Annotated in this window: 19 protein-coding genes; 12 read left to right on the forward strand and 7 right to left on the reverse strand. The window is 68.4% G+C overall.

Annotated elements, in window-relative coordinates; all coding sequences use genetic code 11:
• Window positions 1–349: 349 nt before the first annotated feature.
• Entirely contained in the window at window positions 350–898 is a 549-nt protein-coding gene (locus AC06FA_RS18735; RefSeq protein WP_478069596.1) for a Dps family protein, read from the reverse strand.
• An 86-nt stretch (window positions 899–984) separates the two neighbouring features.
• On the opposite strand from AC06FA_RS18735, the gene hrpA reads away from it, so the two are divergent.
• On the forward strand, window positions 985–5,067 hold the full coding sequence (gene hrpA / locus AC06FA_RS18740; RefSeq protein WP_478069597.1) for an ATP-dependent RNA helicase HrpA: 4,083 nt from the start codon (window positions 985–987) through the stop codon (window positions 5,065–5,067).
• Between the two features lie 33 nt (window positions 5,068–5,100).
• Here hrpA and AC06FA_RS18745 read toward each other — a convergent pair whose 3' ends face one another.
• The 4 genes from AC06FA_RS18745 to AC06FA_RS18760 all read right to left on the reverse strand — a co-directional run bounded on the left by AC06FA_RS18745 (window position 5,101) and on the right by AC06FA_RS18760 (window position 7,746).
• Entirely contained in the window at window positions 5,101–5,625 is a 525-nt protein-coding gene (locus AC06FA_RS18745; RefSeq protein WP_478069598.1) for a hypothetical protein, read from the reverse strand.
• A 58-nt stretch (window positions 5,626–5,683) separates the two neighbouring features.
• Window positions 5,684–6,136 (reverse strand): poly-beta-1,6-N-acetyl-D-glucosamine biosynthesis protein PgaD, encoded by a 453-nt coding sequence (gene pgaD, locus AC06FA_RS18750; protein WP_478069599.1) that lies wholly within the window; start codon window positions 6,134–6,136, stop codon window positions 5,684–5,686.
• A complete protein-coding gene (pgaC, locus tag AC06FA_RS18755; protein WP_478069623.1) occupies window positions 6,133–7,389 on the reverse strand; it encodes a poly-beta-1,6-N-acetyl-D-glucosamine synthase in 1,257 nt (418 codons plus the stop codon). The genes pgaD and pgaC overlap by 4 nt, the downstream gene beginning before the upstream one ends.
• 138 nt (window positions 7,390–7,527) lie before the next feature.
• Entirely contained in the window at window positions 7,528–7,746 is a 219-nt protein-coding gene (locus AC06FA_RS18760; RefSeq protein WP_478069600.1) for a hypothetical protein, read from the reverse strand.
• 214 nt (window positions 7,747–7,960) lie between these two features.
• On the opposite strand from AC06FA_RS18760, the gene AC06FA_RS18765 reads away from it, so the two are divergent.
• The 7 genes from AC06FA_RS18765 to tsaB all read left to right on the forward strand — a co-directional run bounded on the left by AC06FA_RS18765 (window position 7,961) and on the right by tsaB (window position 19,158).
• A complete protein-coding gene (locus AC06FA_RS18765; RefSeq protein WP_478069624.1) occupies window positions 7,961–10,117 on the forward strand; it encodes a RelA/SpoT family protein in 2,157 nt (718 codons plus the stop codon).
• Window positions 10,118–10,147: 30 nt separating this feature from the next.
• Window positions 10,148–11,713, forward strand: coding sequence for a hypothetical protein (locus AC06FA_RS18770; protein WP_478069601.1), 1,566 nt, complete (start codon window positions 10,148–10,150; stop codon window positions 11,711–11,713).
• Between the two features lie 77 nt (window positions 11,714–11,790).
• Window positions 11,791–12,732, forward strand: coding sequence for a glycosyltransferase family 2 protein (locus AC06FA_RS18775; RefSeq protein ID WP_478069602.1), 942 nt, complete (start codon window positions 11,791–11,793; stop codon window positions 12,730–12,732).
• Between the two features lie 74 nt (window positions 12,733–12,806).
• Window positions 12,807–15,245: a penicillin-binding protein 1B gene (gene mrcB, locus AC06FA_RS18780; protein WP_478069603.1), complete on the forward strand. Its 2,439-nt coding sequence runs from the start codon at window positions 12,807–12,809 to the stop codon at window positions 15,243–15,245.
• Window positions 15,245–15,778, forward strand: coding sequence for a hypothetical protein (locus AC06FA_RS18785; RefSeq protein ID WP_478069604.1), 534 nt, complete (start codon window positions 15,245–15,247; stop codon window positions 15,776–15,778). Before mrcB ends, AC06FA_RS18785 begins: the two co-directional genes overlap by 1 nt.
• Before the next feature lie 584 nt (window positions 15,779–16,362).
• Window positions 16,363–18,435: an ATP-dependent DNA helicase gene (locus AC06FA_RS18790; RefSeq protein ID WP_478069605.1), complete on the forward strand. Its 2,073-nt coding sequence runs from the start codon at window positions 16,363–16,365 to the stop codon at window positions 18,433–18,435.
• 9 nt (window positions 18,436–18,444) lie between these two features.
• Window positions 18,445–19,158 carry a tRNA (adenosine(37)-N6)-threonylcarbamoyltransferase complex dimerization subunit type 1 TsaB gene (tsaB, locus tag AC06FA_RS18795; protein WP_478069606.1) on the forward strand — a complete coding sequence of 238 codons (714 nt, stop codon included), beginning with the start codon at window positions 18,445–18,447 and terminating at the stop codon, window positions 19,156–19,158.
• A 517-nt stretch (window positions 19,159–19,675) separates the two neighbouring features.
• Here tsaB and AC06FA_RS18800 read toward each other — a convergent pair.
• Window positions 19,676–20,560, reverse strand: coding sequence for an energy transducer TonB family protein (locus AC06FA_RS18800; RefSeq protein ID WP_478069607.1), 885 nt, complete (start codon window positions 20,558–20,560; stop codon window positions 19,676–19,678).
• Window positions 20,560–21,507 carry a glutathione synthase gene (gshB, locus tag AC06FA_RS18805; protein ID WP_478069608.1) on the reverse strand — a complete coding sequence of 316 codons (948 nt, stop codon included), beginning with the start codon at window positions 21,505–21,507 and terminating at the stop codon, window positions 20,560–20,562. Before gshB ends, AC06FA_RS18800 begins: the two co-directional genes overlap by 1 nt.
• Before the next feature lie 254 nt (window positions 21,508–21,761).
• On the opposite strand from gshB, the gene pilG reads away from it, so the two are divergent.
• The 4 genes from pilG to AC06FA_RS18825 are packed head-to-tail and all read left to right on the forward strand — an operon-like array spanning window position 21,762 to window position 25,152.
• Entirely contained in the window at window positions 21,762–22,163 is a 402-nt protein-coding gene (gene pilG / locus AC06FA_RS18810; protein ID WP_042614342.1) for a twitching motility response regulator PilG, read from the forward strand.
• 18 nt (window positions 22,164–22,181) lie between these two features.
• Window positions 22,182–22,544, forward strand: coding sequence for a response regulator (locus tag AC06FA_RS18815; RefSeq protein ID WP_108756949.1), 363 nt, complete (start codon window positions 22,182–22,184; stop codon window positions 22,542–22,544).
• Window positions 22,544–23,074 carry a chemotaxis protein CheW gene (locus tag AC06FA_RS18820; protein ID WP_478069609.1) on the forward strand — a complete coding sequence of 177 codons (531 nt, stop codon included), beginning with the start codon at window positions 22,544–22,546 and terminating at the stop codon, window positions 23,072–23,074. Before AC06FA_RS18815 ends, AC06FA_RS18820 begins: the two co-directional genes overlap by 1 nt.
• Window positions 23,075–23,115: 41 nt before the next feature.
• The gene (locus AC06FA_RS18825) at window positions 23,116–25,152 is read left to right on the forward strand and encodes a methyl-accepting chemotaxis protein (protein ID WP_478069610.1); all 2,037 of its coding nucleotides are present in this window, start codon (window positions 23,116–23,118) and stop codon (window positions 25,150–25,152) included.
• The last annotated feature ends 23 nt before the right edge of the window (window positions 25,153–25,175 follow it).

Below are 25,175 nucleotides of genomic sequence, written 5' to 3' on the forward strand. Positions count from 1 at the left end.
CCCCGCAATCCGACACCGCCCCGCCTTCGACAGGTTCACGCGGCTGTGGGTAGGTGTCGACCTTGGTCGACACATCTGTCAGATATCGACAAACGAAAATGGGGTCAGATCCGTTTTCCTGCGGAAAACGGATCTGACCCCAAGCTTTGCCGGCAGATGGCGGAGGTCTGTCGAAGGCGGGGTGGGTCCGGTTGAGGGGGTATCCGCGCCATGGATGGCGCGGCTAAGCCCCCATAAATGGGTTTACGGCGTCCCCCTCAACCGGACCCATCCCGCCAACCCTCAGCAAACCCGCTTTTGACGTTGCTTCAGTCGAGCATGGCTCGACTCTACAGAAACCCCAAAACCCTTACTGGAGCAGGGAGCGCAGCATCCAGGCGTACTTCTCGTGGGTCTGCAGGCGCTGGGTCATCAGATCCTCGGTCGGGGCGTCGTCGGCATCGTCGGCCACGTCCAGCACTTCACGTGCCGTACGGCACACCGCTTCGTTGGCGACCACCAACTGGCGTACCATTTCCCGCCAGTCCGCACTGTCGGTCAGCCCCGGCTCCTCGGCAATCGAGGTCAGCGCAGCGAATTCCCGGTAGGAGCCCGGGGCATTGAACCCCAGCGCGCGGATGCGCTCGGCCACATCGTCCAGAGCCGCCCACTGCTCGGTGTACTGGGTCTCGAACATGGTGTGCAGGGAATTGAACATCGACCCGGTCACGTTCCAGTGGAAGTTGTGGGTCTTCAGGTAGAGCGTGAACGCATCGGCCTGGAACCGCGACAGACCATCGGCGATCTTCTTGCGGTTGCCCTGGGTGATCCCGATATCGATGTTGGGGGCCGACGGCGCCGCAGCCTCAAGCTTCTGCTTGCCGGTCTTGGCCTTGGTCGGGCTCTTGGTCTTCGCCATGGGGTTCCTCCTTGTGGAATCGTTGGCCTTCACAGTAAATCAGTCGTGATGACTGGTCGCTTTCAAAGTTTTGAACGAATCGATTGATGAACGCTATCAATAAAAATCAGCCGCCCCGCCTGCGCCAACAGCGTGCCGCCATCGACGGCGCCATGAGCCGCGACCGGGGCCGTCTGCTGGGCATGCTGTCGCGTTGCCAGGCCAAGCCTGAGGATGCGGCGCTGGCCGCCACCTTCGAGCAGGCCCTGCAGGCATCGGTGCAGCGCCGTCAGCAACGGGCGCAGCAGCTGCCATCCATTACTCTGGACCCCCAGCTGCCGATTGCGCGTGAAGCCGAGGCGATCATCGGGCTGATCCGCGACCATCAAGTGGTGGTGATTGCCGGCGAAACCGGCTCGGGCAAGACCACCCAGCTGCCAAAGCTGTGTCTGGCGGCGGGCCGTGGCCAAGCCGGCATGATCGGCTGCACCCAGCCGCGACGGATTGCCGCACGCGCGGTGGCCAGCCGCGTGGCGCAGGAACTGCAGAGTGAACTGGGCCAGCTGGTGGGCTACCAGGTGCGCTTCAACGACAAGGTGAGCGACGACAGCCGCATCAAGTTCATGACCGACGGCATCCTGCTGGCGGAGATCGCCAGCGACCGCTGGCTGTCGAACTACGACACGATCATCGTCGACGAAGCGCACGAACGCAGCCTCAACATCGACTTCCTGCTGGGCTACCTGAAGCAGCTGCTGCGCAAACGCCCGGACCTGAAGCTGATCGTCACCTCGGCCACCATCGACACCGGCCGGTTTGCCGAGCATTTCGACAGCGCGCCGGTGATCAGCGTGGAAGGACGCACTTTCCCGGTGGAAGTGCGCTACCGCGCGCTGGAAGGCGAGGGCGAGCAGGAAGGCGAGCGCACGGTGAACGACGCCATCGTGTCGGCCATCGACGAGATCACCCGACTGGATGCGCGCGGCGATGTCCTGATCTTCCTGCCCGGCGAGCGCGAGATCCGCGATGCGCACCAGGCGCTGGAAAGGCGCAAGTACCGGCAGACCGATGTGCTGCCGTTGTACGCGCGCCTGTCCAACCAGGACCAGGACAAGGTCTTCAACCCCGGACCGAACCGGCGCATCGTGCTGGCCACCAACGTGGCGGAAACCTCGCTGACGGTGCCGCGCATCCGCTACGTGGTCGATCCCGGGTTTGCCCGCGTCAAGCGCTACAGCCCGCGCAACAAACTGGACCGGCTGCACATCGAGCCGATCTCGCAGGCCAGCGCCAACCAGCGCAAGGGCCGCTGCGGCCGTATCGCCGAGGGCATCTGCTACCGCCTGTACGCCGAGGCTGATTTCCAGGCGCGGCCGGAGTTCACCGATCCGGAAATCCGCCGCTCCAGCCTGGCCGGGGTGATCCTGCGCATGCTGCAGCTGGGCCTGGGCCGCATCGAGGATTTCCCGTTCCTGGAGGCTCCTGACGAACGCGCGGTGGCCGATGGTTGGCAGCAGTTGACCGAACTGGGCGCGATCGATGCCGAGCGCCGCCTGACCGCGATCGGCAAGCAGATGGCGCGCCTGCCGGTGGACGTGAAGCTGGCCCGCATGCTGGTGGCCGCACAGGCCGCTGGCTGCCTGCGGCCGATGCTGGTGATCGCCGCGTTCCTGGGCATCCAGGACCCGCGCGAGCGCCCGGCCGAAGCACGCGGCGCGGCTGACAGCGCACACGCGCAGTTCGCCGACGGTCGCTCTGAATTCGTCGGCGTGCTGCGCCTGTGGGATGCCTACCGCACCGCGCACGAAGACCTGACCCAGTCCAAGCTGCGCGACTGGTGCGGGCGGCATTTCCTGGGCTTCCTGCGCATGCGCGAGTGGCGCGAGCTGCACCGCCAGTTGCGCTTGCAGTGTGAGGAGCTGGGCTGGAAGGAAGAAGGTACCGACGCATCGATGGCGCCGCTGTTGGCCGGCAGCAGCGCGCCGGCCCCGGCCCGCGACGATGCCGCGGCAGTGAAGGCGACCCGCGGCCAACTGCATCGCGCCGCGCGCCTGGCCCGCGAAGGCAAGGCCGAGACCGCACCGGCGCCGGTGGCCGTGCGCGCACAGAAGGAACAGGCGCCGACCGGTGGCGGTTTCAGCGAGCGCGTGCGTGCCGCCGCCTACCAGACCCTGCACCGGGCGCTGGTCGCCGGCCTGCCCACGCAGATCGGCCACCGCACCGAGAAAGGTGATTTCCAGGCACCCCGCCAACGCCGCTTCCTGCCGTTCCCGGGTTCGGCGCTGTCTAAGCGGCCGCCGCCATGGCTGCTGGTGGCCAACCTGCTGGACACGCAGAAAGTCTGGGGCATGACCCTGGCGGCGATCGAGCCGGACTGGGTGATTGCCGAACTGCCGCACCTGCTGCTGCGCAAGCACTTCGACCCGCATTGGTCGCGTGCGCAGGGGCAGGTGCTGGCCTCTGAACAGATCAGTCTGTTCGGCCTGGTGCTGGCACCGAAGAAGCCGGTGCACTACGGCCGCATCGCGCCGGGCGAAGCGCACGACATCTTCGTACGCCAGGCGCTGGTGACGGGCGAGATCAACACCCGCGCCAGCTTCGTGGCCGACAACCAGAAGGTGCTGGAACAGGCGCGCGAGGAAGAAGCCAAGCTGCGCCGTGCCGGTATCGTGGCCGACGAGGACTGGCAGGCCCGCTGGTACCTGGACCGCGTGCCGCCGCAGATCCATTCGGCCGCCGGCCTGGAGACCTGGTGGAAGGCGTTGCCGCCGGAGCAGCGCAAGGGCCTGCACTGGTCGCTGGCCGACCTGCTGCCTGGCGAGGGCAGCGAGCAGGAGCGCTACCCGAAGTACCTGGCCCTGGGCCAGGCACGGCTGCCGCTGCATTACCGGTTCGAACCGGGCAGCGAAGACGACGGGGTGACCCTGGAGGTGCCGCTGCACCTGCTGAACGCGCTGGACCCGGTGCAGCTGGGCTGGCTGGCGCCAGGCTTCGTGGCCGACAAGGCGTCGGCCCTGATCCGCAGCCTGCCCAAGGCGATGCGCCGCAACTATGTGCCGGCACCGGACTTCGGCCGCGCCTTCTTCGAGGCGTTCCCGCAGCCCAGCGCCGATGCCATCACCGGCGAGCTCGCGCGCTTCCTGTCACGCGCCACCGGCGCCACGGTCAGCGCGCTCGATTTCGAGCCGGGCACGATCGAGCCGCACCTGCACATGAACCTGCGCCTGCGCGACGAACAGGGCAAGGTGCTGGCCACCTCGCGTGACCTGGACACACTGCGCGCGAAGTTCGGTGCACGCGCCGGCGACGCCTTCGCGGCGCGTGCCGGCCGCGAGATGGCCGCCGATGGCCTGCGCACGTTCCCGTCCACGCCGATTCCGCTGCAGGTGCCCGGCGAAGCCGGCGTGCCGGCCTATCCGGCGCTGCTGGACGAAGGTGACAGCGTGGCGCTGCGGATCTTTGCCGACCGTCAGCAGGCGCAGGAGGCCCACCCGCTGGGCGTGCGTCGCCTGCTGGAGATCGCGCTGGCGGAAAAGGTCAAGCAGGCACGCAAGCAGCTGCCCGTCGCGCCCAAGACAGGCCTGCTCTATGCGGCCATCGAATCGCAGGAACGCCTGCGCGGCGACCTGGTGGATGCAGCGATGAACGCGGTGCTGGCCGAGGGACTGGAAGACATCCGCGATGCGGCCGCCTTCGAGCAGCGCCGCGACCACGCCGCCAAGGCGCTGTTCGGCGAGGCGATGTCACGGCTGAAGCTGGCCGAGACCATCCTGGCGCTGGTGGCCGAGCTGAAACCCCTGCTGGAAGCGCCGCTGATGGGCTGGGCACGCGGCAACCTGGACGACATGGAGGCGCAGCTGGTCGGGTTGATCCACCCCGGCTTCCTGCGCGATACGCCGGCCGATGCCTTGGCCCAGTACCCGCGCTACCTGAAGGCGATGATCCTGCGTACCGAGCGCGCCAAGCGTGATCCGCCGCGTGACCAGGCCCGCATGCTGGAGCTGCACCCGTTCCTGGACGCACTGCGCGACGGTGATGAGCAGGGGCTGCGCGAGCGGCCGCAATGGCAGGCGCTGCGCTGGGACCTGGAAGAACTGCGCGTTTCGCTGTTCGCACAGGAACTGGGCGCGCGCACTGGCGTGTCGGCCAAGAAACTGGCGCAGCGGGTGACCGCGCTGCGCCAGCTGTAATCCGGTAGCGCCGGGCCCGGCCCGGCGCCGCCGTTACTTGGTACGGCGCACCTTGGGCTGGGTGTTGCTGCCTTCGACCTTCATGTACCACACGCCCATCACGCCCGGGCGGATGCTGACCTTCGGCGACTGCTTGCGCACGCCGGAAACGCGGGTGGCGTCGGTCTGTTCCCACACCTGACCGTTGTCCAGCGTGTAGGTGCGGCCCTGGCTGAAACCACTGAACTCACCCTGCAGGGTGGCGGTGATCGGGTCGCTGCTGCCGAAGTCGGCGAACCCGCGGTTCTTCACGATCACTTCCTGGCGGCCTTCTTCGCGGGCTTCTTCGCGCACGGCGGCGACGGCCTGGGTTGTGGCCGCTTCCACCTTGCCCTGCAGCCAGCGGTTCAGCGAGGCCAGCTCGGCGGCCGAAAGCTTGTCCAGCCCGGCGGCCTGGAACTCGGCGGGGCTCATCTGCTGCTGCAGGTCGCCTTCCACCACGCGCTGCGCCAGCGCAGGCGAGGCAACGGTGCACAGGGCAAGGGAAATACACAGCGGGCGCAACAGGCGCAGGGACATGGCGTTCCTCCAGGATGTCGCCCGAGTGTAGAGCAGCGCACGCGGCCCGGCACCTGCCTCACCGCCTGCGTTGCGTCCGCCAGGCGCTTACCGGTCGGGCCTGTTCGTCCATGCGCACGGTCACCACCCGGTGCCGGCGCAGGGCGTGCACGACCTGTTCCGGCGCCTGCAGGCGCACCCGCACGGCCGCGTCGGCCACATCGGAGCGGCGCAGGCGCCGGTCGGCATCGGCGAAGCGGGCGCGGTTGTACTCGGCCCAGCCGATGAGCAGCAGTCCACACAGCAGGGCGATGATCGGCAGCGCGGCCAGGATGAAGGGATCGAAGGCATTGCGCTGCAGGTACAGGCGCTCCCAGCCGGCCTGCAGGCCCAGTATCCAGGCAACCAGGGTCACCAGCGGCACCCACAGCCAGGCATAGGCTGACCATGCCAGCAGTGTGGCGGCACGCTGCAGCACGCGCTGCGGCCGTGCCAGCCGATCGGGGCGGACGATGACCGGCGGCGGCGTCATGACAGCCCCCGGTCCGGACTGATCCAGCGCGCCCGGCGTTGTTGCCGCCAGGACAGCAGGGTACGCGGCAGGGCCACCACCGCAGCGGCCATGCCGATGGTCCAGAAGGCGAGCGGGTACCAGATGACCCAGTAGAACTGGCGTGCCAGACCGCGCTCGTAGCGGCGCTCGATCAGCAGGCTGGTGGCGAACTGCAGCAGGCATACCAGGGCAAGGACCACCCCATGCCAGCGTGGCAGCAGGGTATCCACGGACAGGGCGCGTGGCAGCGGCATCATCTTGCCCAGCAGCCACAGCACCACGATCACCAGCATCGCGTAGGCCCAGGCCAGGCTCAGCGCGTACTCCACCACCACGCCCCACATCCGCCGTCGCCGCCACGACACCACTCTGCGGCCATGCTGCAGCAGCACCTCCACGCCGCCGCGGGCCCAGCGCAGGCGCTGCCGCCACAACCCGCGCAGGGTTTCGGGCATCAGCACCCAGCACAGCGCGTTGGGTTCGTAGCGGATATCCCAGCCATCCAGCTGCAGGCGCCAGGAGATGTCGATGTCTTCGGTCACCATGCGATCGTTCCAGAAGCCGGCCCGATGCAGGGCGGTGCGGCGGAACGCGCAGACCGCCCCGGACAGGGTGAACAGCCGGCCGTACACGCGCTGGGCGCGCTTGATCAGACCGATGATGGCCGAGAATTCGCCCACCTGCATGCGTGCCAGCAGGGTGGTGCGGTTGCGGACGCGGGGGTTGCCGGTGACCGCGCCGACCCGCGGACCGTCGATCAGGTGGCCGACCATCCAGCGGGTGGCGTAGGGGTCCAGCAGCACGTCGGCATCCACGCACACCAGATACTCCGAGCGAGCGGCCAGGGCACCGATGCGCAGTGCATTGGCCTTGCCCTGGTTTTCTTCCAGGTGCACCACGCGCAGGTTCCGGTATTGCCCAAGCAGGCCCTCGAGAACCGTGCCGCTGCCGTCGCTGCTGCCGTCGTTGATGGCGATGATCTCCAGGCGCGGATACACCTGGGCGGCAATGGCATGGATGGTGTCGGCGATGTGGGTGGCTTCGTTGAAGCACGGTGCCAGCACGCTGACGGACGGGTGGCTGCGCAGGGGCGGTGGTGCGTCAGGCAGCGGACCGCCACGTTCGCGGCGCAGGTAGTAGTAGATGCCGCCGACCATCCAGAAAAAGGCCATGACGACCGGATAGAAGAAGGCGAAATTGAACAGCAGCGTGACCGGTGAAACGCTTTCCATCCACGACATCGATACTCCCTGCAGGCATGCTGCGGACCATCGCCGCAGCCGCTTCGACCATGCAGGCCGTTCTGTAAAACCGGCGTGGTTGTCTGAACCGTCCAGTCAGGAAAGACGACGAGCGGCAGTGAGTGGTGCCTACTCGTCGTCCGTCGCTGACCGGATGAACTCAAGAAGCTTGTAGGCCACGATGTAACTGTTCAATGCGGCCACTGCACAGGCCGCAGCGGTGAACCATGCCGGAAGCCGTGCAGCGGTTGCCGGCGGAAGCAGCATGGGCAGGCAGCCGATGGCCGACATGAACATCGTGGCCGACAGCACGGCAGCAGACAGGTGGGCCAGGATTCGTACGCTCACGCCATGTGATCCAGAGTGAATCGCATATGATTAATTCACCGCTGCTTATCCACTCAAGAGTCAATTGCGCCAGCGGGCCCAGCGTGCATGCCGTATCCACGGGCCCGCACCCCTGGGGAATCCGCCATGGATTCGCCTCACGGGCGGCGCTGGCGATTGTTCCTGAACGGGCGGAGCGGTACCGTAGAGCCTTCTGTCTTTGATGTCCGATGCTGTGAACCGCGCTTCTGTCCCCGGCCTGGATGCCTTGTTGAACCGCCCCTCGGCGGCGGTGCTGCCCGCGCCGCTGCGCCAGGCCCTGCGCGAGCACTGGCCGCAACACGATGGCGAGGCCACGATGCGGGCCAGCTGGTCGGTGCTGGGCGACACGCTGGACGCACTGGCGCTGCTGACCTCTGACGAAAGCGTGGTGCTGGCGGCGCTGTTGTTCGATCTGCCCGCACTGCGCGCGCATCTGGACGCTCTGCCACTGGGCACCCACGGCAGTGCCGTGGCGGGCCTGCTCGATGGCCAGGATGCAGCCGACCCGGTCTGGGCCCTGCATGCCGGCCGGGAAGCGGGGCGCAACAGCGAAGGCCTGCGCCGCCTGCTGCTGGCCATCATCCGCGACCTGCGCGTGGTGCCGATCCTGCTGGCCCGGCAGTTGGCGCGCATGCGCGCGGCCGACAAGCTGGACGATGAGCAGCGCCGTGCACTGGCCCAGCTGACACGCGACATCCATGCGCCGCTGGCCAACCGGCTGGGTATCTGGCAGTTGAAGTGGGAGCTGGAAGACCTTGCGTTCCGCCACCTGGAGCCGGACACCTACCGTCGTATCGCGCGCGAGGTGGACGAGACCCGCGTGGCCCGCGAACGCTACGTGGAAAACGTGAAGAAGGTGCTGTCACGCGAGTTGCTGGCGCAGGGGCTGCACGCCGAAGTCAGTGGCCGCCCCAAGCACATCTACAGCATCTGGCGGAAGATGCAGAAGAAGCGGCTGGCCTTCGACCAGCTGTACGACATCCGCGCGGTGCGGGTGATGGTGGACGACGTGGCGGCCTGCTACGCCGCGCTGGGCGTGGTGCATGCGCTGTGGGCGCCGGTGCCCAGCGAGTTCGACGATTACATCGCCCGGCCCAAGGCCAACGACTACCGTTCGCTGCATACCGCGGTGGTAGGCCCGGAGGGGCGCACGATCGAAGTGCAGATCCGTACCCACGACATGCACGCGCAGGCTGAGCTGGGCGTGGCCGCGCACTGGAAGTACAAGGAAGGCGGCAAGGGCGCGGAAAAGGCCTTCGACCGCAAGATCACCTGGATGCGCCAGCTGCTGGAACAGGCGCAGGACGGGCAGGGCAATGAACTGGCCGGCGCGCTGGATGCCGAGCTGACCGAAGACCGTGTCTACGCACTCAGCCCCAAGGATGAAGTGCTGGACCTGCCGCAGGGGGCCACCCCGCTGGATTTCGCCTACCAGGTGCACACCATGGTCGGGCACCGCTGCCGGGGCGCCAAGGTCAATGGCCGCATCGTGCCGCTGACCTACCGGCTGCGCAGTGGCGATCGTGTCGAGATCCTGACCGGCAAGGAGGCCGACCCGCGCCGCGACTGGCTGATGCCGGCGCTGGGCTTCCTGGCCAGCAACCGTTCGCGCGAGAAGGTGCGCAGCTGGTTCCACAAGCTCGATCGCGCACGCAACGTGCACGCCGGGCGCGAGCTGCTGGAACGCGAACTGAAGCGGCTGGGCCTGCAGCATGCCGATCTGGCAGGCGCGGCGAAGAAGTTCCATGCCGACAGCGTGGATGATCTGTACATCCAGGTCGCGCTGGGCGATACCGGGCCGAACCAGGTCAGTCGCGCGCTGCTGGAAGCCGAGCGCGCGGCCAGCCAGCCGGCACCGGCGCCGGCATTGCCGCGCCCGACCGCACGCCGGGAAAACCTGGGCAAGTCCAAGTTCACCGTGCAGGGCGTGGGCAACCTGCTGGTACAGCTGGCGCGTTGCTGCCAGCCCGTGGCCGGCGAGCCGATCGTGGGTTACCTGACCCGCAGCCGCGGCGTGACCGTGCACCGTGCCGACTGCGCCGCCCTGGCGCGCTTGGCCGCGACCAGCCCGCAGCGCATCCTGCCGGTGGAGTGGGGCCAGGCTGGCGGCGGCTACGAGGTGGACGTGGTGGTCAACGCCGTGGACCGTCGCTGGCTGCTGAAGGACATCACCAACCTGATCGCGCAGGAAGACGCCTACGTGCTGGACATCCACAGCGACAACGTGCGCAACAGCGGCCGAGCGCATCTGCGCCTGCGCCTGAAGGTAACCGACTACGACCAGCTGTCCACGCTGCTGGGCAAGCTGGATGCGCTGCCCGGCGTGAGCGAGGCGCGCCGTCTGGGCTGAGCTTCACGCAGCCACGGCTACCCTGCACGCATGGAACGCGAGCCCCTGCACCCCACACACGGCACGCCGCACCCGGCGCTCGACCGCGTGCGCCGCGAAGGCCGCTGGTGGTGGCTGCAGGCCCGGCACACGCGCCGGGTGTGGCGCTGGGCGGTGCTGGCGGCAGTGGCGGTGTTCCTGCTGCTGGTGCTGGTACGGCGGCCGCTTGCCGAATGGTTCTGGGACGATTCGCAGATCGAACAGTTGCTGGCCGAAGGTGATCGTGCGCTGGCAGACGGGCGCCTGACGGCCGCCGACGGCAGCGGCGCGCGCGAGCGCTACCAGGCGGTGCTGGCGCTGGACGGCGATCGTCCACTGGCGCGGCAGGGACTGGCGCGCACCGGCGCGGCGGCCTTGCAGCAGGCACGCGACCATCTGCAGGCCGGCGATCTGGAGGGCGGCGCGCGGCTGCTGGCGCTGGCCCGCGAACTGCAGGTGCCACAGGCGCAGACCGACGCCGTGGCGCAGCAGTTGCTGGCGCGGCGGCGTGCCGGGGCCGGCGTGGGCGCACTGCTGGCGCAGGCCCGCAATGCGTTCGCCGCCGGGCGCCTGGACGACGGCGAAAGCAGTGCCTTGCCGTTGTTCCAGCGCGTCCTGGCGCTGCAGCCTGACAACCTTTCTGCGCTGGAAGGACGCGAAGATGCGTTGAGCGACCTGTTGCAGCACGCGCGTACGCAGGCGGCGCAGGGCGCGTTGGCCGACGCGTCCGCGACGGTGCAGCGGGCGCGCCAGTTCGATCCGGGCCACCCCGACCTGCCCGCGACCCAGGAAGCCCTTGCGCAGGCCACCGACCGGCGCCTGCGGCAGGCGCAACGTGCGTTGCAAAGACGGCAGCTGGATGCGGCCGCCGATGGCTTCCTGGCCGTGCTGGCGGTGGCCGCCGACGATCCGGCCGCGCAGCGGGGGCGCGAACAGACGTTGCAGGCACTGCTGCAGCGTAGCCAGCGCCATGCCGAGGATTTCCAGTTCCCGGCGGCCGAACAGGATCGTGACCGGGCCATCGCCCTGGGTGCGTCGCCGCTGGCCCTGCAGCAGGACGCCCAGCGCGTGCAGCGCGCACGCCTGGCCCAACAGGCGCTGCAGCGGCCGGGGCAGGGCAGTGCGCAGCGTGAGCGCTTGTTGCGCGGGCATCTGGCGCAGATGGAACGTGCCGAACGTGCGGGGCAATGGATCAGCCCGCCCGGCCACAGTGCGTTCGACGCGCTGCGCGAAGCGCAGTCGGTGGCCCCTCGCGACCCGCGGGTAAGAGCTGCGGCGGCACGCCTGTTGCCGGCCAGCCAGCGCTGCTTCGATGACAATCTGCGGCAGAACCGCGTGCAGGCCGCGGGTGCCTGCCTGCAGGCCTGGCAGACCCTGGCGCCGACCGCCGCCGCGCTGCCCGCCGCGCGCACGCGCCTGGCCCAGCGCTGGCTGGCGATCGGCAGCGAGCGCCTGGGCCGCGGCGACGTGCGTTTTGCGGCCGCAGCGGTGGACCAGGTGCGCCAGCTGCAACCGGACCTGGCCGAACTGGCCGCGTTCGAACAGCGGCTGCGCCAGGCAGGTGGGCAGGGCGAGTAGACCGCGGATCTGCGCGGTGCAGGGCACTCCGGTATAGTCCTGCAGTTCTCCCTGCGCATCCTGCAACACGTCCGATCATGTCTTCCATAGCCCCTTTGGCCGGCGGTTTCGACGCCCATCGCGTCTGCGCCGTGATCGTGACGTACGGCCCCGACACGGACCTGCTGGCCCGGGTGGTGGACAGCGTGCTGCAGCAGGTCGGGCACCTGGTGGTGTTCGACAATGGCAGTGCGCCGTTTGATGTGGTCGCGCAGCTGGGTCACCGGCCCGGCGTGACGGCGATCGCCTCGCCGCACAACGTCGGTCTGGGGGCCGCGCTGAACCGCGCCTGCGAGCAGGCACAGGCGCTGGGCTTTGAGTACGTGCTGTTGATGGATCAGGACAGCGTCCTTGCCGATGGCATGGTGCAGGTGCTCGGCACCGCTCTGGTCGAGCTGGCACAGCATGAGCCGGTGGCGGCGGTTGGCCCGCAGTTCCGCGATGCCCGCAGCGGTGCCCTGGCGCCGTTCGTGCACTTCGGCTTTCCGCTCAACCACAAGCTGCGCGGTGGGCCGGGGCAGCGCATTTCCTGCGACTTCCTCATCACCTCGGGATCGCTGGTGCCGGTGCAGGCGCTGCGCCAGGTCGGGGCGATGGATGAAAGCCTGTTCATCGACAACCTGGACATGGACTGGTGCTTCCGCGCCAAGCGCAACGGCCTGGCGCTGTATGGCATCTGCGATGCGCAGATGAGCCACAGCATCGGTGAAGCGCTGCTGGCCTCGCGGGCCAAGGCCGACGGCGTGATCGTGCACAAGCCGTTCCGCCTGTACTTCATCATGCGCAACCGCGTGCTGCTGTACCGTCGGGCGTACACCCCGCGGGTGTGGATCGCCCAGGATGTGCCGCGGTTGCTGCTGAAGTTCATCGGCAACGGCCTGTTCCTGCCCGAACGTGCGGCCCGCCTGAAGTTCATGCTGAAGGGGCTGTGGGACGGGGTGCGCGGAAAATCGGGTCCGCTGTCACCGGGCAGACGCTGAACAGGGCGCCGGGCAGGCCTGCCTTGGGCGGGGCGCTGGGGTAGACTCGCCAGACCCTACATTGTCGCATTCCCGTGCCCCGACGCTACGATTCCGACGACATCGACGATCTCGACGACGACAACCCGACCGGTGACGGTCCGTCCTGGCGCAGCCGCCTGATCACCTGGAGCATGGCCGCCTTCGCGCTGGGCCTGGGCTTCCTGATTCCGTACACGCTGTACCTGAACCAACAGGTGACCCAGCGCTTCGGTGAGCTGCGCTGGCAGATCCCGACGCGGGTGTACGCACGCCCGCTGGTGGTGGTGCCCGGCAAGGCGATGGATGCGGCCACCCTGAAGACCGAACTGGCAGCCTCGGCTTACCGGGATGACGGCCAGGGCAAGGAACCGGCCACCTACACGGTGCAGGGCGGTCGCTTCACCATTTCCAGCCGCGGCTACAACGACGTGGATGGCCGCGTGGCCCCGCGCCGGGTTGAACTGACCCTGTCCGGCGGCAACATTGCCTCGCTGCGCGATGCCGACAGCCGCAAGGCGCTGAAGGCGGCGCGCCTGGACCCGGCGCGTATTGCCACGCTGTACGGACAGAAGCAGGAAGAACGGCGCCTGGTGCGCATGGATGAAGCGCCCGACCTGCTGGTGACCGGTCTGCAGGCGGTGGAGGACAAGGACTTCAACCGCCACCACGGCATCGATCTGTCCGGCATCGCCCGTGCGGTATGGGTGACCATCCGCTCCGGTGGGCAGAGCCGGCAGGGTGCGTCCACGCTCACCCAGCAGCTGGCGCGCAGCGGCCTGCTGGGCATCGGCAAGGAACAGACCGTCACCCGCAAGTTCAATGAAGTGCTGTACGCGCTCATCATGGAAGCGCGCTACGACAAGCGCACCATCTTCGAGGCCTATCTGAACCAGGTGTACCTGGGGCAGCGCGGCAGCCAGGCGATCCACGGCATGTCCTCGGGTGCTGAATTCTGGTTCGGCCGCGACCTGTCGTCGCTGGAAACCGAGCAGGTCGCGCTGCTGATCGGTCTGGTCAAGGGACCGTCGTACTACGACCCGCGTCGCAACCCGGAACGCGCGCTGGACCGCCGCAACTTCGTGCTGGGCAAGCTGCATGAGTCCGCCTTGATCGACGATGCCGAGTACCAGCGTGCGCTGAAGGCGCCGCTGGGCGTGCCGAAGACCCCTGGCCTGGTCGCCGCCAATCGCTTCCCGGCCTATGTGGATCTGGTGCGCCGTCAGCTCGGCCACGATTACCCGGAAGCGGCGCTGCAGGGCGCCGGCCTGAGCGTGATGACCGGCATGTCGCCGTCGGCCCAGGCGTATGCCGAGGGCGCAGTGACGCGCACCATCAAGTCGCTGGAAAGCAAGCGCCGCCCCGAGCTGCAGGCCGGCATGGTGCTGACCGACGTGCACAACGGCGATGTGCTGGCCGTGATCGGCAGCCGCGAGGTGTCCGAAGTCGGCTTCAACCGCGCCATCGAGGCACAGCGGCCGGTGGGCTCGTTGCTGAAGCCGTTCGTGTACCTGCTGGCGCTGGCCCAGCCTGACCGTTACTCGCTGGCCACCTGGGTGGACGATTCACCGGTGACCGTGCAGCTGGGTCGGGGCCGCAACTGGAGCCCCGGCAATGCTGACAACCGCAGCCACGGCACCGTGCGCCTGATCGATGCGCTGGCCCATTCCTACAACCAGGCCACGGTGCGCGTGGGCATGCAGGTGGGGCCGGAGCGCATCACCCAGCTGATCCACGTGTTGGCCGGGCTGAAGGCCGAGGCCAACCCGGCGGTGATCCTGGGCTCGACCGACCAGAGCCCGTATGCCATGGCCCAGCTGTACCAGTTCCTGGCTTCGGGCGGCGAAATCCAGCCCCTGCATGCAGTGCGTGGCGTGCTGGACCCGCAGGGCAAACTGCTCAAGCGCTACGACAAGACCCCGGCACCGGCGCAGGAAGGCGATTCGATTGCCGCCAACCTGATCAGCATTGGCCTGCAGCAGGTCGTGGCCAGTGGTACGGCGCAGCGTCTGAATGCTGACGGCCTGGGCCGGCTGCAGCCGGCGGGCAAGACCGGCACCACCAACGATGGCCGTGACAGCTGGTATGCCGGTTACACCGGTGACCACCTGGCGGTGATCTGGATGGGCAACGACCAGAACGAGCAGGCCGGGCTGTATGGCGCCACCGGTGCCATGCGGGTCTGGTCGGGCATCTTCCAGCGCCTGCCCAGCGCACCGCTGAAGGTCAGCAACAAGGGCCTGGATTGGCAACCGGTGGCGGCCACGGGCACCAACAGCACCGACGAAGGGTGCCCGGGCGCGCGCCGGTTCCCGTTCGTGGTGGGCTATGCCCCGGCCTATGCGCCGTGCGCGCCGGCCAGCGTGCCCGAAGAACAGGGCGGTGAAAGCGAAGGTGGCGGCTGGCGCAGCTGGTTCGGCCTGGACCGCAAGCCCGAACCGCCTGCCGAACCGGCCGCTGTCCCGGCCACGACGACTCCTTCCCCCAGCCGGTAATGCCCATGAATCTCCGATCCCTGTATGCGCCGGTGGCCGCTGCCACCCTCAGCCTTGCCCTGGCGGCCTGCATGAGCAGTGCGCCGCAGGTGGTCAAGCCGATGGACACCACGACGGCGGCGCAACGGCTGGCGGCCGTGGATGCCGCGGCCGGTCCGGACGACAAGGAACTGTCGGTGCAGCCGCTGCGTGATTCGCAGGTGGAAGACCTGCGCCAGGCGGCGCTGGCGCAGCGCCAGGGCAATGATCTTGCAGCGGCCGCAGGCAGCCTGGACCAGGCGCTGCAGATCGTGGCCGGCGATCCGTCGGTGTTGCAAGAACGGGCGGAGATCGCCCTGCTGCAGGGCCAGTGGGCCGAGGCCGAGACCTTTGCGCGCAAGGCGGTGGAGCTGGGCTCGAAGACCGGGCCGCTGTGTCGCCGGCACTGGGCGACCATCGAACAGGCACGGCTGGCGCGTGGTGAGAAGGAAAACGCGGTGTCGGCGCATGCGCAGCTGGAAGGCTGCACGGTGCCGGGGATAAAGCGGTACTGAGTTTCCAGCCAACGGCAGAGCCCCTCGTGGCTGGCCGCGGGCTCCGGATCATGTGGTTGGGCCGGGCGGGTGGGTTGCGCAGGGGACGCTGCAAGTACGTCCCTGTAAGCTCGTAGGCGCCATCCATGGCGCCTGCGCCCCTGCGCAACCCACCCGCCCGGCCTCTGACAGTTTCCGTGTGCGTCCAGCCACGGAAAAGAAAAAGAAAATCCAAAGCGGGTCGTGCGCTGCGCGCACTCGCCAGGGGGTCGGATCCGTTTTCCGCAGGAAAACGGATCCGACCCCTTCTTCTTCCGTTACTCACACCGCTTCTGGATCCAGTCGAGCAAGCTCGACGCTACGAAGCATGTCCGTCCGTCACCAGGAACCTGTCGAGGGCGGGGGGCTGAGGGTTTGCGGGGTGTGAGCCGCATGGATGCGGCGACCAAGTCCCCATGGACGGGTTTACGGCGTCCCCGCAAATCCACAGCCCCCCGCCATCCCTCGGTGAAACCCTGAGCAATGAACGCACGCCGTTGCTGTTGCCGTTGCCCTGGCTTGAAACGGGTGCCGGGCAACGCCCGGCCCGGTATCCTTTGCTTCTGATGTCCGATCTTGTCCATGCCAGCCGCGAAGCCCTCAGCGAAGGCGGCGCGCTCGCCTCGCACCTGGATGCGTTTGTGCCGCGTCCTGCGCAGCTGCGCCTGACCGAGGCCATTGCCGATGCGCTGCAGCAGCGCGATCTGCTGCTGGCCGAGGCCGGCACCGGCACCGGCAAGACCTTTGCCTATCTGGTGCCGGTGCTGCTGTCCGGACTGCGCACCATCATCTCCACCGGCACCCGCGCGCTGCAGGACCAGCTCTACCACCGCGATCTTCCGCGCGTGCGCCAGGCGCTGGGTGTCGGCCTGCGCAGCGCACTGCTGAAAGGGCGTGCCAACTATCTGTGCCGCTACCGCCTGCAGCAGGCGCGCGGTGAGCCGCGCTTTTCCAGCCCGGAACAGGCCGCGCAGTTCCAGCGCATCCTGGCCTGGTCGGGGCGCTCGGAATTCGGCGATATCGCCGAACTGGACGGTCTGTCCGATGATTCGCCGCTGTTGCCGATGGTGACCTCCACCGTCGACAACTGCCTGGGCACCGACTGCCCGTTCTGGGATGACTGCTTCGTGGTGCGCGCGCGGCAACGCGCGCAGGCGGCCGATGTGGTGGTGGTCAACCATCATCTGCTGCTGGCCGATCTGGCGCTGAAGCAGGACGGGTTCGGTGAACTGCTGCCGGGGGCGCAGGCCTTCGTCATCGACGAGGCGCACCAGTTGCCCGAGCTGGCCGCGCAGTTCTTCGGCGAAGGCTTCGGCATGCGGCCCTGGCAGGAGCTGGGGCGCGACTGCCTGGCCGAAGCGCGTGGCGTGGGCGGGGCGCAGTCGGCGCTGCAGGCACCGGTCGATCAACTGCAGCAGGCCCTGTTGGCGCTGCGCCTGGCCATGGAAGGGCTGCCGCAACGGGGCACGCAGTGGCGCGCGCTGGCGATGCCGCAGGTGCGTGAGGGTTTCGACACGGCCATGGCGGCGCTGGTCGCGCTGGAGCAGGCGTTGCAGCCATTGCGTGAGGCCGCCGCTGGCCTGGATGCCTGCCATGCCCGCGCCCGTGAAGCGGTTTCGCGTCTTGCGCGCTGGCTGGGCGAGGACGAGCCGGTACTCGATTTCGACGCCGACCCGGGCGCGGCCAGCGCAGCAGCCGATGTGCTCTGGTACGAGCTGACGCCACGCGGTTTCCGCTGCCAGCGCACGCCGATGGATGTGTCCGGCCCGCTGCGCGAGCATCGCGAGCACAGCCGTGCGGCCTGGATCTTCACCTCGGCCACGCTGACGGTGGGCGGGGGCTTCGACCACATTGCCACGCGGCTGGGGCTGGATGATCCGCACACTCTGGTCCAGCCCAGTCCCTTCAACTGGCCCGAGCAGGCGCTGTGCTACCTGCCCGAAGGCCTGCCCGATCCGGCCGCGCGCGGCTTTGGCACGGCGCTGATCCAGACCCTGCAGCCGGTCCTGCGTGCCTCGCAGGGCCGGGCCTTCCTGTTGTTCGCCTCGCATCGGGCCCTGCGCGAAGCGGCCGAGGCGCTGCGCGACGGGCCGTGGCCGTTGTTCGTGCAGGGCGAGGCGCCGCGCGCAACCCTGCTGCAGCGCTTCCGCGAATCGGGCAACGGCGTCCTGCTGGGTTCGGCCAGCTTCCGCGAGGGCGTGGACGTGGTAGGTGAGGCGCTGAGCGTGGTGGTGATCGACAAACTGCCCTTTGCCGCCCCCGATGACCCGGTGTACGAGGCCCGCCTGGAGGCGATCCGCAGCCAGGGCGGCAATCCCTTCCGCGACGAACAGTTGCCACAGGCGGTCATTGCGCTGAAGCAGGGCGTGGGCCGGTTGATCCGCAGCGAAACCGATCGCGGCGTGCTGGTGCTGTGCGACTCCCGTCTGCTGAACCGGGGCTACGGCCGGGTGTTCCTGTCGTCGCTGCCGCCGTTCCGGCAGACTCGCGCCCTGGCCGATGTGCAGGCCTTCTTTGCGCCGCAATGGTCCCCCGTGGCCGACGCTGCCGCCCCGCCGGCGCCGGCGCCAGCCCCTGCGGCGCCCGAGCCCCCGGCGGGTCCACTGCCGGCCCCCGGCGCCACGTTCCCCTTGTTCTGACCTGATCCGATGAAATTGCTCGCCTTTGAAACCGCCACCGAAGCCTGTTCCGTTGCCCTGCACGTGGACGGTCAGGTCCTGGAACGCTTCGAGATCGCCCCGCGCCGGCACGCCGAACTGAGCCTGCCCTGGGCCGAGGCCCTGCTGGCCGAGGCCGGCATCAGCCGCCGCCAGCTGGATGGCATCGCGCTCAGCCGTGGTCCCGGCGCCTTCACCGGGGTGCGCTTGGCGATCGCGATCGCACAGGGCATTGCCCTGGCGCTGGACCGCCCGCTGCTGCCGGTGTCGACGCTGCAGGTGCTGGCGTTGCGCGCACCGGCCGAGGAAACGCAGATCCTGTCGGTAATCGATGCGCGGATGGGCGAGCTGTACGCCGCGCGCTTTGAGCGCGTGGATGGGCTGCCGGTGGCCTGCGACGCCGAGCGCGTGTGCGCGCCGGCTGCCGTGGTGCTGCCGGACGGGCTGCAGACCTACGGTGTCGGCAGTGGTTTCGCTGCCGCCGACGGTGTACTGGTGGCGCAGCTGGGTACGGGGCTGCAAGGATTCGATGCGACGGCATTGCCGCGTGCGTCCGATGTGCTGGCGCTGGCGCTACCGGCGTTCGCACGCGGCGAAGGCATCGCCGCCGAGCGGGTCGAACCGGCATACCTGCGCGACAACGTCGCGCTGACCCTGGTCGAGCAGCAGGCCGCCCGCGAGGCGAAAGCGAAAGCCAACGGCTGAGCCCCTCGTGGCTGCGACTGCGTAGAGTCGAGCTTGCTCGACTGAAGGGCTGCGCGCTTGGCCGGGCGGGGTGGGTTCGCGGGGGACGCCGTGAATCCGTCCTTGGAGGCTTGGCCGCGGCATCCATGCCGCGGACACCCCCGCGAACCCACCCCGCCCGACCTCTGACAGTTTCCGTGCGCGGCCGCCACGGAAAATCAAAAAAGAAAAATCAAAGTCAAAGTCAAATGCCGATCGCTTCGCTCGCATCCACGCATGGCGTGGATGTGTCGACCAAGGTCGACACCTACCCATAGCAATGAGGCGCCGCGATCTGTCGGAGGTGGGGCGGTGTCGGGTGGCGGGGTATCCGCGGCATGGATGCCGCGGCTAAGCCTACAGGGATGTACTTGCGGCGTCCCCGCCACCCGACACCGCCCCGCCAAGCCCAGAATTCCCACCGCCGCTGTGGCTGTTGCCGTTGCCGTTGCCCTGGCTCTGCAGCGGGTCCCGGGCCGCAGGCCCGGGCAACAAACCCCTACCGGTCGTCGCGCAGTTCACCGCCGGGCAGGAACACCCACGTGCGGGTCACCTGCAGGATATCCACGCCATCATCGGTCTTCGGCAACGCCGGGAACGGCTGCGCCAGCGACACCACGCGCAACGCCGCCTGGTCCAGCAACGGCGTGCCGCTGGATTTGAGGATGCGGCTGCTTTCCACGCTGCCATCGCGGCGTACGCCCACGCTGATCACCACCTGGCCACCCAGCCTGCGCTGCCGCGCCTCGTCCGGATAATTCAGGTTGCCCACCTGCTCGGCACGGTCCACCCAGGCGCGCAGGTAATTGGCGTAGGCGTACTCGCGGGTGCTGGCCGACACGAACTTGCGGTTCGGTCGCTTCGCATACTGCGCCGAGCGCAGGTGAACCTCGGCCGCCAGCCGCGCCATCTCCGCATCGCGCTGCTCGCGCGCGGTCATCGGGGCGTCCGGGGCCGGTTCCAGCGGGGTGGGGCGCGGCTGCGCCTGGGCCACTAGGTCTTCGCCATTGCGGCTGCTGACCACCCGCGCTTCGGGGGGCGGCACCGGCGCGGCCGATTGCTGCTGCTGCGGTACCGGGCTCAACCCGGTCTGTGCCTGCGGCACCACGCCGGTCTGGTTGTCGCGCGGGCGCTGGGCGCGGTCATGCTCGCCGCCGCCCTCCTGGTTGGCGGCAGCCAGGAAATCGGCCTGCTTCGGCGTCAGCGGCGTGCGGGTCTGGCTGAAGATCACTTCCAGCGTGGGCACCAGCGGTGCGTCGCCTTTCACGGCGAAGCCCACCCCCAGCACCAGCAGCACGTGCAGCAGGACCGAAAAGGTCAGGGTAGCGGCCAGCCGCTGTGCTTCGCGCGGTGGCGGGGGCAGCACGGCAGGAACAGCATCCATCAGCGCAGGCCGGCCTCGATCGCGTCGAACAGGGTGCCGGCGATGTTCAGCCCGTACTGCGCATCCAGCTCGCGCACGCAGGTCGGACTGGTCACGTTCACTTCGGTCAGGTAGTCGCCAATCACGTCCAGGCCGACGAAGCGCATGCCGCGCCGCTTCATCTCCGGACCGACCTGGGCGGCAATCCAGCGGTCGCGCTCGCTCAGCGGGCGACCCTCGCCACGACCGCCGGCGGCCAGGTTGCCGCGGAACTCATCGCCCTGGGGAATGCGCGCCAGGCAGTAATCCACCGGCTCGCCATCCACCAGCAGGATGCGCTTGTCACCGGCGCTGATATCCGGAATGAACTTCTGCGCCAGTGCCAGCTTGCGGCCCCCGTCGGTCAGCGTTTCCAGGATCACGTTCAGGTTGGGGTCGCCTTGGCCGCTGCGGAAGATCGAGCGGCCGCCCATGCCGTCCAGCGGCTTCAGCACCGCCTGGCCGTGTTCCAGCGCGAACGCCTTCAGCGCCTTGGCATCGCGGCTGACCAGGGTGGGCGGGCAGCACTGCGGGAACAGCAGGGCGGCCAGTTTTTCGTTGTAGTCGCGCAGGCCCTGCGGGTTGTTCACCACGCAGGCGCCGGCGGCGGCGGCCAGGTCCAGGACCTGGGTGTCGTAGATGAATTCGGCATCGACCGGCGGGTCCTTGCGCATCAGCACCACCTGGCCGGGGCCGAACACGGTGCGGCTGAATGCGCCCAACTCGTACCAGCCGGCGGGATCATCGCGCACCTGCAGCGGGGCAGTCCGGGCCACGGCCACGCCGCCTTCCAGGGCCAGGCCGCCCGGCTGCACGTAGTGCAGGGCGTGGCCACGGCGCTGGGCTTCCAGCAGCATGGCAAACGTCGTGTCCTTGGCGATCTTGATGTGGGCGATGGGATCCATCACCACGATGACATTCAACGGCATGGGCGCACCTTCAAGGCAAGGCGCTGATGGTAGCGGCAACGCCCGCCCCGTGCCTGCCCCGTGGCCTGCAACGCTGCGTCTCCGAACCGGCGGCCGGGCCCGGTTCTGCGCAGTGTCTGCCAAACCGGTCACGTTCAGCCGGGCGCCACGCCCCGCCCCGTGGAGCGGCCTTGAAGCGGGCGCGGAAAGTGCGATATAGATACGCTTTCGCAGCGGCACCCAACCTAGAAGGGCCGCGCGCTTGGGGAATGGCAATGACTGAAAACATGACTGCGGGCGGGGAACTCGCAGGACTCCGGGTGATGGTCATCGATGACTCGAAGACCATCCGCCGGACCGCGGAAACACTGCTCAAGCGCGAAGGCTGCGAGGTGGTGACGGCGACCGATGGCTTCGAAGCACTGGCCAAGATCGCTGACCAGCAGCCGCAGATCATCTTCGTCGACATCATGATGCCGCGCCTGGACGGTTACCAGACCTGTGCCCTGATCAAGGGCAACCAGCTGTTCAAGTCCACCCCGGTCATCATGCTGTCCTCCAAGGACGGCCTGTTCGACAAGGCGCGCGGGCGCATCGTCGGCTCGGAGCAGTACCTGACCAAGCCTTTCACGCGTGAAGAACTGCTGGGTGCCATCCGCACATACGTCAACGCCTGACCAGGGGGGAAAGGCACAATGGCTCGTATCGTTCTGATCGAGGATTCACCGACTGACCGCGCGGTGTTCACCCAGTGGCTGCGCCGTGCCGGCCACGAGGTGCTGGAAGCGGACAACGCCGAAGATGGCCTGCAGCTGGTGCGCGACCAGGTGCCTCAGCTGGTGCTGATGGACGTGGTGCTGCCGGGCATGAGTGGTTTCCAGGCGACCCGGGCGATGGCCCGCGACGCGGCGACCAAGCACATCCCGGTGATCATCGTCAGCACCAAGGCGATGGAAACCGACAAGGCCTGGGGCCTGCGCCAGGGCGCAGCCGATTACATCGTCAAGCCGCCGCGCGAGGAAGAACTGATCGCGCGCATCAACGAACTGGTGGCCTGATGCGTTCGCCTTTCGACATTCTTGAAGCCTACGAACGGCGCAGCCTGGCCCATGCGGTGCAGCTGCCCGAGCGCCAGTTCGCCCAGGATCTGTGGCGTGGCGTGGGCTACCGGGTCGGCCAGCGCCGGCTGGTGTCCGATTTCCGCGAAGTGGTGGAAATCGTGCCGATGCCGCCCATCACCCCGGTGCCGTGCGCACAGCCGTGGCTGCTGGGCGTGGGCAACCTGCGTGGCAACCTGTTCCCGGTGGTCGATCTGAAGTACTTCCTGGAAGGCGCGCGTACCGTGCAGCAGGAAGGCCAGCGCGTGCTGATCATGCGCCAGGCCGGCGGCGACGTGGCCCTGACCATCGATGAACTGTTCGGCCAGCGCAGCTTCGAGCTGGGCCAGCAGATCGATGCCGGTCGCCTGGCCGAGGGCCGCTACGGCCACTTCGTCGATCGCGCCTTCCATGCCGATGGCCACGACTGGGGCGTGTTCTCCCTCTCGTTGCTGTCGCGTACCCCTGAATTCCGGCAAGCCGCGGCCTGAGGCCGGGCAACGCCCCCTGCATTGAACCTCGAGGTTGAACGATGAGTACTGCTTCGGACGCCACCAAGACCGGCAAGCTGCGGCTGGGCGGCAGCAACCTGTGGCTGGCCCTGCTGTTGCTGTCCATGGTCCTGTTCGGCCTGAACACGGGTGTCGCCACCTGGCAGGGCAGCCGCCTGGCCGACGCCGGCTCCAAGGCCGCCGATCTGCAGGTGCTGTCACAGCAGCTGGCCAACCAGGGCCGTGATGCTGTGGGCGGCAACGCGCAGGCGTTCACCGCCTTCAAGGCCACCCGCAACGCCATCGAACAGAACGTATCGACCCTGCAGGGGCGCTACGGCAGCGAGCCGGGCGTGTCCAAGGCCATCGGCACGCTGGCCGAGACGTGGGCGCCGCTGGGCAAGCAGGCCGGCCAGCTGGTGGCCAGTGAACCGGCGGTGCTGGCCCTGGCCGGCAACGCCAACAACTTCACCGGCGCCGTGCCGGGCCTGCAGGCGCAGTTGAATGAACTGGTGCGGGCGATGTCCGCCTCGGGCGCACCGGCTTCGCAGGTATACAGCGCCCTGCAGCAGGTGGTGGTGGCCGGCACCATGGCCCGCCGCGTGACTGAAATGCGCGCCGGTGGCACCGGTGCAGCCACGGCCGGCGATGCGCTGGCCCGCGATATCACCGTGTTCTCGCAGGTGCTTGATGGCCTGCGCAACGGCAACGAAGAACTGGGCATCACCGCCGTGCGCGGCGCCGGCGCCGTTGCCGCGCTGGAACAGTCGCAGCAGAAGTGGGAGGCGATGAAGCAGGACGCCGACGCCATCCTGGCCAGCTCGCGCCAGCTGTTTGCCGCGCAGTCGGCAGCCACGGCCCTGGGCCAGGGCTCGGCGCACATGCTCGATGACAGCCGCAAGCTGTTCGAAGCGTTCTCCTCGTTTGGTTCGGTGTCCGACACCCGCCTGTTCCCGAATTTCTGGATCGGCGTGGTGTCCGGTGCGCTGTCGCTGATCGCGATCATCGGCTTCGTGTCCACCAACGTGCGCAGCCGTTCGCGCGAACAGGAACTGCGCTACCAGACCCAGGTGGAGTTCAACAGCCGCAACCAGCAGGCGATCATGCGGCTGCTGGACGAAATCAGCTCGCTCGGTGAAGGCGACCTGACGGTGAAGGCATCGGTGACCGAAGACATGACCGGCGCGATCGCAGACGCGATCAACTACGCCGTGGATGAGCTGCGCCACCTGGTGACCACCATCAACGACACCTCGGCCAAGGTGGCCGTGTCCACCCAGGAAACCCAGGCGACGGCCATGCAGCTGGCCGAAGCGGCCGGCCACCAGGCCAACCAGATCACCTCGGCCTCGGACCGCATCGGCGAAATCGCCGCCAGCATCGAACAGGTGTCGCGCAACTCGGCCGAGTCAGCCGACGTGGCACAGCGCTCGGTGGTGATCGCCGCCGAAGGTGCCGGCGTGGTGCGCGAGACCATCCAGGGCATGGACCAGATCCGTGATCAGATCCAGGAAACCTCCAAGCGCATCAAGCGCCTGGGTGAGTCGTCGCAGGAAATCGGCTCGATCGTGGAACTGATCAACGACATTTCCGAACAGACCAACATCCTGGCGTTGAACGCGGCCGTGCAGGCGGCGTCGGCCGGTGAAGCAGGCCGCGGTTTCGCGGTCGTGGCCGACGAAGTGCAGCGCCTGGCAGAACGCACCTCGGGCGCCACCCGACGCATCGAAAACCTGGTGCAGGCCATTCAGGCCGATACCAACGAAGCGGTCACCTCGATGGAGCAGACCACCGCCGAAGTGGTGTCCGGCGCCCGCCTGGCCGAGGACGCGGGTACCGCGCTGACCGAAATCGAGCGCGTGTCCAACGCGCTGAATACCCTCATCAAGAACATTTCGATCGCCGCCCAGCAGCAGTCCGCTGCGGCGTCGGACATCACCCGCACCATGGGTGTGATCCGGCAGATCACGGGCCAGACCTCGCAGGGCGCCGGCCAGACCGCCGAGTCGATCGGCCACCTGGCACAGCTGGCCGCCGATCTGCGTCGTTCGGTGGCCGACTTCAAGCTGCCGGCGTGACACGGGCAGGGCGGCGAGCAAGG

This window comes from Stenotrophomonas sp. Steno-C17 (assembly GCF_056393165.1).